Source organism: Clostridium punense (assembly GCF_017874425.1).
Lineage (GTDB): Bacteria > Bacillota > Clostridia > Clostridiales > Clostridiaceae > Clostridium_J > Clostridium_J punense.
This window is the reverse complement of record NZ_JAGGLL010000036.1, coordinates 1-11,653: the sequence shown is the minus strand read 5'-3', so window position 1 is coordinate 11,653 and position 11,653 is coordinate 1. Positions and strand designations below refer to the sequence as shown.

Here is an 11,653-nt window from a genome sequence, read left to right as displayed (position 1 = left end):
AAGTGTTAATTTTAAATTTAACTAAGATTAAGTTGTTATTTTTTTGATTAACTGTTTGAGAAAATAAAATCTAAAACTTAATTTATATCATAATAAAAGGGTTAACCTAGGTTAATCCCTTTGAGAAAAAATCTTTCAATTATTATAAGTATTATTGCTACATATACTTTAGATTTTATAATAGAATAATGTTTTAATTAAAATAGAGATAATAGTATTCCAACAGTATATGCTATTCCTGCTGCAACACCCCCAACTATCAAGGTTTCAATTCCTGACTTTATCCAGTTTAAACCTGTAATTTTAGCTTTAATAGCACCTAAAATAAATAAAGTTATTCCTGTTAGTACACAATCAAAAGCAAAAACATTCTGTTCTATAAAGTCAATTTTTATTCCTATAATGTAAGCAAGTATTGGTATAAAACCAAAGACTGCAAAGGAAAAGAAGGTTACTAAGGCATTTTTTAATGGTGATTCACTATCTTCTAGTATTCCTAACTCTTCCACCATCATTATATCTACCCAAGCTTCTTTATGCTTAGAAATAATATCTACAAGTTGGTTACTATCCTCTTCATTTATCCCCTTTGCCATATATATTTCTTTAAGCTCTAGCTTTTCACCCTCAGGGTAATTTTTTACCTCCCACGCTTCTCTAGCTCTCTCTCCTTTTTTAAATTCCATTTCAGCCTTAGTGCTTAGATAATCACCAATAGCCATAGAAAATCCATCCGCAAGTAAATTTGCCATACCTAAAATTAATATAACTCCTGAGGATAAAGAAGCTCCTACAACTCCTGCCACCACTGCAAAGGTTGTAATTATTCCATCCATTCCTCCATAGACTAAGCTTTTGATGTAATTTCCCTCCATCTTATGATTTTCAGTTGATGCTCCCAAATGTGCCTTCTTGCTCTCTTCCACATTTCTAGCTTTATAAGCCTCCTTAGCTTTTTCTAAGTTTCTTGTTAACATAATAAAGCCCCCTAATTTTTTGCTCTACTTTTAATAATATGCTTTGTTTAGAAGATAAATTCTAGAGGATTTCTATTCCATAGTGCACGGTTCTTTCTTTAATAGCTCTTTTAATAATATCATATCATAATTTAATTACTCTCTTGACCTTAACCTTAGGCAAAGGTTTACAATTGCATTATAAGATACTGTAAGGGAGACGATTAATATATGTATACTATCCAACAAGCCGCTAAAATGTTTAATATATCAACTAACAAAGTACGATTCTATGAAGAGAAGGGCTTAATAAAACCCGAAAGAAACCAGAATAATGATTATAGATATTTTACTGAGGAAGATTTAATAAAACTTCAGTCCATACTTTTATATAGAGTTCTTGGACTATCCATTGAAGACATTAAGGAACTTCTATCAAAGAATACTAAAAACAATTATCTTGATCATTTTCATAAGCAATGGCAAATAGTTAATAATGAAATTCATAGGCTAATTCAAATAAGAACTTCTTTAGAAAAAATTATAGATACTATATATGAAGACACTGAAGGTAATAAACAAGCCAATATATTGAAAGTTATTAGTGAAACTAATGAAATAAATATGTTAAAAAATCAATGGGAGGATAAGTGGGACTTTAATAGTTGGGCATCTACCTATGATAAAGCTGTGACTAGAAATATAGGCACCTTAGGAATGTATAAAAATTATAATAAAATATTAGATAAGGTTTTTAACATCGCCACTTCCTTCAATAAACAAGACCCTAATATTTTAGAAATAGGTGTAGGAACTGGAAATTTAGCTAATAGATTTTTTGAAGCTGGCCATAACATTGTGGGGATAGATCAATCTAGGGAAATGTTAAATGTGGCAAAGGAAAAAAATCCAAAATTAAAGGTTAGATTAGGAGAATTTTTAAAAATTCCTTATGATAATAAAACCTTTGACATTATAGTCTCCACCTATGCCTTTCATCATTTAGATGATAAAGAGAAGATTATTGCCATAGGTGAACTTATAAGGGTATTAAAGGACAATGGGAAAATAGTTATTGGTGATTTAATGTTTGAGAATGAAGAAGCTAAAGACAGACTATTTGCTAGCTTAACTAAAGAACAAATATGTGAGATTGAGGATGAATATTATTCTAGCATTGACTTTCTTCAGAAAGAATTTAAGAAATATAATAAAACTATAAGCTATACTCAAATAGATTATATCAATTTTATTATTGAAGTTATTTAAACTCTAAAATTTACTCGTTCAAATTAAAAATAAATAAGCCGCTGGTCTTTTAATTTACATGAAAACAACAAAAAAACTAACTTAAGTCATTAGTGCTTAAGTTAGTTCCTTTTTTATTCCTATTGTTCTAGGTTTACTGTTTTTTTCTTAAATACCTCTTTGTTTCTCTGTTCCCTTATTACATATATTGCTAAAGCAATAAATATAATACCAATAATTAATTGTACTAAATTATACTTTGAAACATAGTCTGGTTTTATAACACTCATAGTAGCAACTATAAAATTATTAATGAAATGACCCAGTATGCATAGAGCTAAAGATCTGGTTTTTAAGTAAATATAACCTAATATTAACCCTATGATAAATGCATTAATAAACTGAGAAATATTCATGTGCATTAATCCAAATATAAATGCTGATAATACTATAGCTGAATAATCAGTATATCTTTTTAAAAATAACTCTAATATTATGCCTCTACATATAATCTCTTCAAAAATTGGTGCTGTAATTGTAAGAGAAAAAAACATCAAATAGTTGTTGGAAGCAATTTTATCAAAGGTACTCTCTATAAACTTAGGCATAGGTATTTGCTCTAATAATAACCCAAAGGTACTATGGCTAAATAAATAGTAACCTATAAATAACATGAGTATTGAAATAATCCAATTAATGTTTGTTCTTCCCCTTATACTTAATTTCTCTAATCCTTCAGCCTTGAAAGATTTTATCATTAGTATTATAGCCATTGTGTATGCTATTACTGCTTTAAATTGATCAAGTAAAAGTCCTGGAAATGTATTGTCTTGAATATGCATCAAGGTTTTAATTGTTTCAAATACAAGAAAAACTACTGTTGATGAAACAATTGGAACATATAAAATAAATACTCCCATAGCCCTCCAAAAGGAAGTTCCTTCATCACGATTTTTAATTATATTCATTGCCAATTCCCCCTGTTGTTTCTAATATTAGTATGTGAACATTAAAGCTTCTTATTTTATAATTAGTCTCATGCAAACTAAAGCTTTTAATTATTGTGATAAACTTATAGTATAAACTATAAGTTACTGTTTATTTTTCTTTATATAATTTCCTGAACATAATAGTGCAATAACCATTATAAAAATTACAGCTATAGTGTTTCTCATTTACGTATGCTCCTTATAATTAATAGTGCCTTTTATTTACTTTGTCAAAGAAATCCAAGGGTCTATTTATCCACCTAGTTGCCATATATACACCACCAATAAAGAAGTAATAGAAAAGCATTGTTTTCCATGCAAAAGGTATAACTATTATTACGGGTAGTGCATATAGTAACACTTCCATTTTAGTAAATACCTTTATATCTCCGTAGTTAAATATTTGAATATTATTATATAATCTCTTACTTGTGAAGCTCATCATTAAAGTGAATACGTTTATACCTATAATTACAACTGATAGTAAGACAAAAGTGCCCTTTTTAATAGGTACTATGCCATAGGTGTTCGACACTGAAAAAATGCAATATACATACAAACTCCACACATAAAATAAATCCCATGTTTTTCTCTTCTTTAAATACCCCTCAGGTAAATTCTCATATACTTCCTTGTTATCTCTCTTCACTTCATTACCTCCCATGATAATTAATAGTGCCTTTCTCTGGCCTTATCAAAAGCATCCCTAGGTCTAGTAAATATGCTAGCTGCAACATAGGCAGGCACAATAAAGCTCAAGTATCTGTACATTGTTCCGAATATAAAGGGCAATATTATTATTATAGGTAATGCATATAATAGTACCTCTTTCTTAGTAAATACCTTTATATCCCCATGGTTAGGCATTGGAATATTATTATAGATTCTTTTATTTGTGAAGCTTGTCATCATGGTGATTACATTAATACCCATAACTCCATAGAAAAGTAAACTTCCAATAGTCCCCCTTTCAGTGGATAGTATGCCATAGGTAACTAATACTGAAAAAACACAATATGCATACAAGCTCCACACATAGCGTAAATCTCTTTTTCTTCTTTGTTCTAAATACCCCTCAGGTAAGTTCTCATACAGCTCTTTATTGTCCATATCCATCTTACTATATCCCCCTTTTTAATTATCTAATTATCTTTGTTACTTCAGTTGTATCTTTAATAAATATTAGTCCATCAAAGGACTTTGTTGGAGTTATTCTTTTATATAACCACTCTTCATTGTCTACATATCCATTCGCAACAAAGTGTATTCTTTGTTGCTTCATAATTAATTCCTTAATTTCCTCTTCTTCTGAAGCCTTTTTAAAATCAAGAAAACCTAAGTAAATTCCCGTGTCAACAAAGCTATCGGAAAGCATCTTAATTTTCATTGGTTTAATAGTAAATTTCATAACTCCACCTGTATAGAAGCCTCTTGAGTCTGATTGTATTGCATTGAAGGAACCTTCATGAAAATCAAAAGCAACAGAGTAATATTTATCCCCGTATAATTTACTTAGTTGTTCTCCCATTGCTGTAAAATCTGGACTTAATTTAGTTATATGAAAATTGTGACCCCAAAGCATAATTTTTTCATTGCCAAGTTTACTTTCATAATCTATTATCCATTTAACATTTTCAGCCATAGCTTCATCCCTTAAATTGTTTGACTCAGAATCTACTCCGTAAACATCCACAATTCTAGCTTTAAAGTACTTAGCATTTTTGTTTATTATTTTTAAATGCTGAACTGCTCTATTATATTCTTCTGCTGAAGTCTTGCTTACAAAGCTTTCTTTATTTTTTTCTAACACGCCCATTAATTCAGGAGTATGTGTTAGCACAGAATCATAATCTTCTCTCTTAAGAACCCTTATACTGTTATTTATATATCTTTCGAATTTTTGTCTATACTCCTTGCTGACAGTTTCATCTGTTTTCTCTAAATATTTAAATAGACTTCTAACACTATGTTCCTTACTTTGCATATCAAAACCATAAAATTTAACCTTTCTTTCATGGCTTGGGTCTTCATTGTATTTTCTCATCCACTCTATCATGTTTAAAACTTCTGTAGTGTCCCATTGCCACATTTCCATAGCTCCTAAAGCTTCCTTTGCAGTTCCTTCACCCTTTAACACATAATCATTGATAATCTCTGCAGCTCCAAAGTCCCCCTCTATGGCAAAGACTCTATAACCCATTTCTTCCACTAAGAATTCAAGCATTCTATGCTTCATCTTAAAAAACTCGCTTGTTCCATGAGTTGCTTCTCCCATTGCCACTATTTGTTTGTCTTTAAGCACCTCTTTTAAAGGCTCCATATCTTCAAAGCTACTGGAAGCTTCTACAGTTTTTAATGGTATTAGCTCTTTTTTTAAAGCTTTAGTCACCAAATTTCTTTTTACATAATAAAAACCACAAGTTCCCAAAATTACAACTATTATAATCAAAGTAAAAATTATTGTCTTTTTAAACTTCCCCATATTTACTCCTCACTTATAATTACATTAACCTACCATTGGCTAATATGTCTTTGTTCTCTACATAACCTATATTCTGATGAATCATGCCCCCTCTTAAATATCATTATTTTCATCCCACACTTTAATAGTCACCCCTAATATTGTTGCATAACTAACCTAAAATCCCTATATAGTAAAATTCACCATATTATGTAATTATTATATAACATTTCATACAAAAATAAAACATAGTTAAGTTGCGAATTATCTCAGTTTAACCCTGATTTTTCCTTTTATTTCTCTGCAAGTCTCTTTTCCTTTTACTTCATCACAATCTCAATTAAACCCAAAATTAAGCAACTTATATTTTCCATAAATGTTTCTTTTTTTCTAATTTTAAAACTATATTAATATTTTCTTGGAACATTTTTCCCTTCATTTAAATTTCGATATTACGTTCATAAAATGAACATATCTCATTGACTCTCTAGGAATATTAAGGTAAAATTAAGTTGTGTTCAATATTTGAACACAACTATTGTTTATTAATTTCAAAGGAGATTTATATGAGTTTTTTAGAGATAGAAGCTGTTAGCAAAAACTATGGTAACCTAGCAGCTTTAAAACATATTTCTCTTTCTATAGAAAAAGGAGAGCTTGTGTGCTTACTTGGTCCTAGTGGTTGTGGGAAAACTACACTTCTTAGGATAATCGGTGGCCTTGAAGACAACCATGAAGGAAAGCTGTTTTTAAATGGTAGAAATATCACTAAAGCACCTTCCCATGAAAGAAACTTTGGTATAGTTTTTCAATCCTATGCCTTGTTTCCTAACATGACAGTTTATAAAAACATAGCCTTCGGTGTTGAAAATAAAAAAGTGAGACGGCCCGATATAAGAAAAAGGGTTAAAGAAGTATTGGAGCTGGTAGAACTTCAAGATTGTGATGGAAAGTATCCTAGTGAGCTTTCAGGAGGAATGCAGCAAAGGGTTGCCTTAGCCCGAGCTCTTGCACCTAATCCAGATTTTCTACTTCTAGATGAACCTCTTTCAGCTTTAGATGCAAAGGTTCGAGTTAAGCTTAGAAACCAAATAAGAACCCTTCAAAAGCGGCTTAATATTACTACAATTATGGTTACTCATGATCAAGAAGAAGCTTTAACTATGGCTGATAAGATTGTGGTAATGAACAGTGGAGAAATAATGCAAATTGGAACCCCTCAGGAGATTTATAAAGCTCCTGCAAATTCCTTTGTGGCTGACTTTATAGGCTCTATAAACTTTATTGAACCAATGGTAGGCAAAGAAATTTATGCCATAAGGCCTGAAGATGTAATTCTTAGGGATACTGGGTGTAAAAATGCCCTTACAGGAACTCTTCAGGATATAGAGTATAAGGGATCCCATTATTTAGGCACTGTGCTCTATAAATCCACTAATATTAAAGTTAACTTACCTACTAGTTTAATAGAAAAGCATAACATAAAGGTTGGAGACACAATATATTTTAATTTTTCCTATGAAAATGCTGTAAAACTTAATAAAGAAAGTTGTGCATAGGTGATGAATACTATGGAAAAACAAAACTCAAAGGTCAATAAGGAATTTTCTTTAAATGAAAAGTACCTTCAAGGAACAATCATCTTCCTAATCACGGTACTGCTTGTAATTTTTATAGCCCTTCCCTTTACTTCCTTATTTGCAAAAGCATTTACTGATACAAAGGGAGACTTTATAGGAATTAAAAATTTTAGTGTTTATTTTACCACCCCGGCATTACTAAGTTCTTTAAGTAATTCCCTATTTATATCTATACTTTCTTCTCTCATAGCAGTTTTTCTAGGCTTTGCCTATGCTTATGGAATTCATAGAACTGCTATGAGGCTGAAAGGTTTTTTTAAGGTTGTTGCCATCTTGCCTTTATTTGCACCAAGTATGCTATACAGCATAGCTTTAATCTATTTATTTGGGAATAAAGGAATTTTTACAACCCTAGGTATGGATATAAATCTCTATGGTCCTGTGGGGATTATTATCTCTGAGGTAATCTTTGCTTTTCCTCAGGTGTTTTTAATACTATCTGTAGGTCTTTCTATGGCAGATTATAGATTATATGAAACAGCACAGGTTCTTAATACCAGTAGCTTTAGAACCTTTTTTAGAATTACCTTGCCTAGTATAAAGTATTCCTTAATCAGCTCCATCTTTGTTACCTTCATCCTCTGTTTTACTGACTTTGGAGCACCTAAAATTCTCGGAGGAAATTACAATGTACTAGCCACAGACATATACAAGCAAATCGTAGGTCAATTTAATATGCCCATGGGAGCTGTAGCTTCTATAGTTATGCTAATTCCTGTTTTAATAGCCTTTTTTATTGATAGACTTGCGCTGAAAAAGCAGGGAGTTACCATAAGCGCTAAATCAAGCACCTATGTGATAAAAGAAAATAAACTTAGGGATGGAATTCTATTTTTTATTTGCTCAGTTACAGCTATTATAATTATCACCCTAATATTAACTGCAACCCTTGGTTCTTTTATTAATCTATGGCCTTATGATATAAAGCCTACCCTAAAGCACTATAAATTTAGTGGTTTAATGAATAGCGGTTGGGATACCTATATTAATAGCTTGAAGGTTTCTCTCCTTACCGCAGCCTTTGGAACAGTATTTACCTTTACTGCTGCTTACTTCATAGAAAAAATTAAGCGATTTAAGGCTATAAGACAGGTTGGATATTTTCTGTCTATGATTCCCTTAGCACTGCCTGGCCTCGTTATTGGTCTTTCTTATATATTTTTCTTTAATAGCAGCAATAATCCATTAAACTTTATGTACAAAACCATTGGAATACTAGTTCTTGCAAATATAGTTCACTTCTATTCCGTATCTTTTATGACCTCAACTACAGCCTTAAAGATGCTGGATGAAGAGTTTGAAATCGTTGCAAAATCTATGAAGGTGCCCTTTTACAGATTATTTTTCAAGGTTACCTTGCCTCTGTCTCTAGAAGCTATTCTAGAGGTAGCTATGTACTATTTCTTAAATTCCATGGTTACTGTTTCAGCACTTATATTTTTGTACACGCCTAAGACTCAAACAGCTTCCATCTCCATATTAAAGCTAAGTGAGAATGGAGATGGTGGATCCGCTGCAGCCATGGCTGTATTAATACTCTTAACAAATATAGTAGTAAAGGTTGTCTATGAGACAATTTCTAAGAATATAAAAAAATCATCACAAAAATGGAAAGTTACTAAATCCATATAGCTTGAAAGGGGTTTATTATGAAAGGAAAAAACTTATTATGCAAATTACTTTTACCATTAACTCTAACTCTTACATTAACAGGTTGTGGCTCTTCTAAAACAAAAGAAACTAGCACAGTGGCCGACACTAAAAAGCCTACGGAACTTACAATCTATACTGCCATTGAAGAAGCTCAAATTAATACTTACCTTGAGCCTTTTAAGAAGGAGCATCCTGAAATTAACCTAAATATTGTGAGAGCTGCCACAGGAGATATTACTGCAAGGCTTATTGCTGAAAAGGATAATCCTCAAGCAGATGTAGTTTGGGGACTAGCTGCTACAAGCCTATTACTAGCAGATGGGCAAAAAACATTGGAACCTTATGCTCCAAAGGGTGTTGAAAATATTCCAGCACAATTTAAAGGAGAAGGTGAAACCCCTTCTTGGGTAGGTATAGATGCCTTCATTACAGCAATTACAGTTAATACTAAGGAATTAGAAAAAAGAAACTTACCAATTCCTAAGTCTTATGCAGACCTTATAAATCCAGCTTATAAGGGGCTTATTGTAATGCCAAATCCACAGTCTTCTGGAACAGGCTTTATCTCAGTATCAGCTTGGATGCAGCTTATGGGAAAAGACTCTGCCTTTGCTTACATGGATAAGCTTCATGAAAATATTGGGGTATATACTCACTCAGGTTCAGCCCCAGCTAAAATGGCAGCTTCAGGAGAATACCCAATTGGAATATCCTACGATTGGAAGGCTATTCAACTTAAGAAAGAGGGTTACCCTGTAGAAGTTGTGTTCCCAACTGAAAAGTCTGGTTGGGACTTAGAAGCAAATGCTTTAATTAAAAAGAAGGAAATAAAACCTGAAGCTAAAATCTTCTTAGATTGGGCCATTGGAAAAGAAGTTATGACTATGTATGGTAAAAACTACGCTATTACAACCTTAGACGTAGGAAGCTCCATACCTGAAGGTTTCCCTTCTAAACCTCTAGATCAAATCATTAACAACAATTTAAAATGGGCTGCTGCAAATAGAGAAGATATCTTAAAACAGTGGATAGAAAAATATGATGGAAAATCCCAACCTAAGCAATAGTTTATAGTGAAAACCCCTGCATCTTTAAAAGATGTAGGGGTCTTTATATAGCAAAACAAGACACTTAGTAAATGCCCTGTTGCTTTCCTATTAATAGTAAACTTTTTTTTGAGAAACTAAATAGTTTTTAAAACTTATATTATGAGTAAACCACAAAAGTAGTCCCCCTCTCACTGCAAGACTTATAACCTTTATAAATCTGAGTGTTGTAAATATGCGGTTTCTCTTAAAATAAGTACACTTTGCAGTATTGCAATATTGCTACTTTAGTAAAGTAACCTTGTTTCTTCCATTTTTCTTTGCCATGTACATTGCTTCATCTGCTCTGCTTATTAAGTCTTCATAACTTTCTCCCTCTTTTGGAATAGTATTAGATACTCCTACAGAAACAGTGACAAAGTTACTTGCTTCTGATTTTATATGAGGAATTTTTAAGTTTTCTACACTGCTTCTTACTCTTTCTCCTATAACATAGGCATCACAGCAGTCGGTTTCAGGTAAAATAACAATGAACTCCTCTCCCCCATAACGGCATAGAGTATCCAAATCTTTTCTGATAGCTTTTGATACTGCTTCAGTAACCTGCTTAAGGCATTTATCTCCTATAATATGTCCATAGGTATCATTATAAGTCTTAAAAAAATCTACATCTAAAAGTATCAAAGATAAATTACGGCCATTCATTAGAGCAATGTCCCACTGCTCCTTCATTTCCTTCTCGAAAAAACCTCTATTCTTTATTCCTATAAGTCCATCTAGCTCTGATATTTCCTTTAGGTACTTGTTTGCATTTTCTAGGGATTTTTTATTTCTTTTCTCCTCTGAAATATCCTTTATAAAGCCTACAACACCTTCTACCTTGCTTCCTACAATTATGGGAATAGCATTAAGCTCCACATCTATTTCATAACCACTTCTATGCTGTATTTTAGTTTCCTGTTTTTGTGCAGTCCCTTTTAATACTTGGGTTATCACTTCTTGTGACTTAATCACCTCATCAGCGGACAAGAACCTCTTATAATCTAAGCCTATTATCTCTTCTTTTTTATAACCATACATCTTTTCTGCTGCATCGTTAATTTTTGTAATTTCTCCCCTTTCATTTATCATAAAAGCTGGGTGTAAATTATGCTTAAATACACTTTCATACATTTGTTTTTCAACGATTTTTTGCCTTCTTTCTGAGAGTATTATATAAATAATTGCATAAAGTATAAATCCATTAATCATTACTTCTAGTAAATTTGATTTAGAAAAGTATGTTATTATTTCATTGCTACTTGCAATGTTAGTTAAAATGTGAAAAGCTATAAAAAATGTCACAACTATGACTTCAATTATCAAGGTTATAATAGCACTCTTTATATCAAATATCTTACGCTTATCTAAATGATGAAATATATTCTTCTCCAAAGTTAATTCATCCCCATTATATTCCTCTATATAATATAATATTAAAGTTCTAACAAAAGTGAACCATGATTTTTATTGTTCTAACCTCTAATAAAGAATAAAATAGTAGATAATGATAAAGATATAGTATTTTAACACCACTTTACAACAAAATTAACTTACTTCATCTAAGTGAATTAAGGAATTAATTACCTCTAAAGCCCTATCATTAATTTTGCGCTTTTGT

The 11,653-nt window shown here is 31.6% G+C and carries 10 protein-coding genes; 4 read left to right on the top strand and 6 right to left on the bottom strand.

All coding sequences use genetic code 11. The features are described 5' to 3' along the window. Nucleotides 1-197 precede the first annotated feature (197 nt). The gene (locus tag J2Z44_RS17455; protein ID WP_021285175.1) at nucleotides 198-977 is read right to left on the bottom strand and encodes a VIT1/CCC1 transporter family protein; all 780 of its coding nucleotides are present in this window, start codon (nucleotides 975-977) and stop codon (nucleotides 198-200) included. A 210-nt stretch (nucleotides 978-1,187) separates the two neighbouring features. Between J2Z44_RS17455 and J2Z44_RS17450 the strand changes: the two genes are divergently transcribed. Then, entirely contained in the window at nucleotides 1,188-2,225 is a 1,038-nt protein-coding gene (locus J2Z44_RS17450) for a MerR family transcriptional regulator (RefSeq protein ID WP_209649881.1), read from the top strand. A 119-nt stretch (nucleotides 2,226-2,344) separates the two neighbouring features. Here the strand turns inward: J2Z44_RS17450 and J2Z44_RS17445 are convergent, their stop codons facing one another. The 4 genes from J2Z44_RS17445 to J2Z44_RS17430 form a co-directional block, all read right to left on the bottom strand. Beyond that, complete coding sequence (locus J2Z44_RS17445) at nucleotides 2,345-3,172, bottom strand: CPBP family intramembrane glutamic endopeptidase (RefSeq protein ID WP_021285178.1); 828 nt, start codon at nucleotides 3,170-3,172, stop codon at nucleotides 2,345-2,347. Between the two features lie 226 nt (nucleotides 3,173-3,398). Further along, nucleotides 3,399-3,842, bottom strand: coding sequence for a hypothetical protein (locus J2Z44_RS17440; RefSeq protein WP_021285179.1), 444 nt, complete (start codon nucleotides 3,840-3,842; stop codon nucleotides 3,399-3,401). Nucleotides 3,843-3,862: 20 nt separating this feature from the next. Continuing rightward, a complete protein-coding gene (locus J2Z44_RS17435) occupies nucleotides 3,863-4,309 on the bottom strand; it encodes a hypothetical protein (protein WP_021285180.1) in 447 nt (148 codons plus the stop codon). Nucleotides 4,310-4,331: 22 nt separating this feature from the next. Then, nucleotides 4,332-5,675, bottom strand: a complete 1,344-nt coding sequence (locus tag J2Z44_RS17430) for an erythromycin esterase family protein (RefSeq protein WP_209649879.1) — start codon at nucleotides 5,673-5,675, stop codon at nucleotides 4,332-4,334. Nucleotides 5,676-6,220: 545 nt separating this feature from the next. Between J2Z44_RS17430 and J2Z44_RS17425 the strand changes: the two genes are divergently transcribed. The 3 genes from J2Z44_RS17425 to J2Z44_RS17415 are packed head-to-tail and all read left to right on the top strand — an operon-like array spanning nucleotide 6,221 to nucleotide 10,014. Continuing rightward, the gene (locus tag J2Z44_RS17425; protein WP_021285183.1) at nucleotides 6,221-7,213 is read left to right on the top strand and encodes an ABC transporter ATP-binding protein; all 993 of its coding nucleotides are present in this window, start codon (nucleotides 6,221-6,223) and stop codon (nucleotides 7,211-7,213) included. A 12-nt stretch (nucleotides 7,214-7,225) separates the two neighbouring features. Further along, complete coding sequence (locus tag J2Z44_RS17420; protein WP_209649877.1) at nucleotides 7,226-8,926, top strand: putative 2-aminoethylphosphonate ABC transporter permease subunit; 1,701 nt, start codon at nucleotides 7,226-7,228, stop codon at nucleotides 8,924-8,926. Nucleotides 8,927-8,943: 17 nt separating this feature from the next. Then, nucleotides 8,944-10,014: a putative 2-aminoethylphosphonate ABC transporter substrate-binding protein gene (locus tag J2Z44_RS17415; protein WP_021285186.1), complete on the top strand. Its 1,071-nt coding sequence runs from the start codon at nucleotides 8,944-8,946 to the stop codon at nucleotides 10,012-10,014. A 261-nt stretch (nucleotides 10,015-10,275) separates the two neighbouring features. On the opposite strand, the gene J2Z44_RS17410 is transcribed toward J2Z44_RS17415, so the two are convergent. Beyond that, entirely contained in the window at nucleotides 10,276-11,427 is a 1,152-nt protein-coding gene (locus tag J2Z44_RS17410) for a sensor domain-containing diguanylate cyclase (protein ID WP_021285187.1), read from the bottom strand. Between the last annotated feature and the right edge of the window lie 226 nt (nucleotides 11,428-11,653).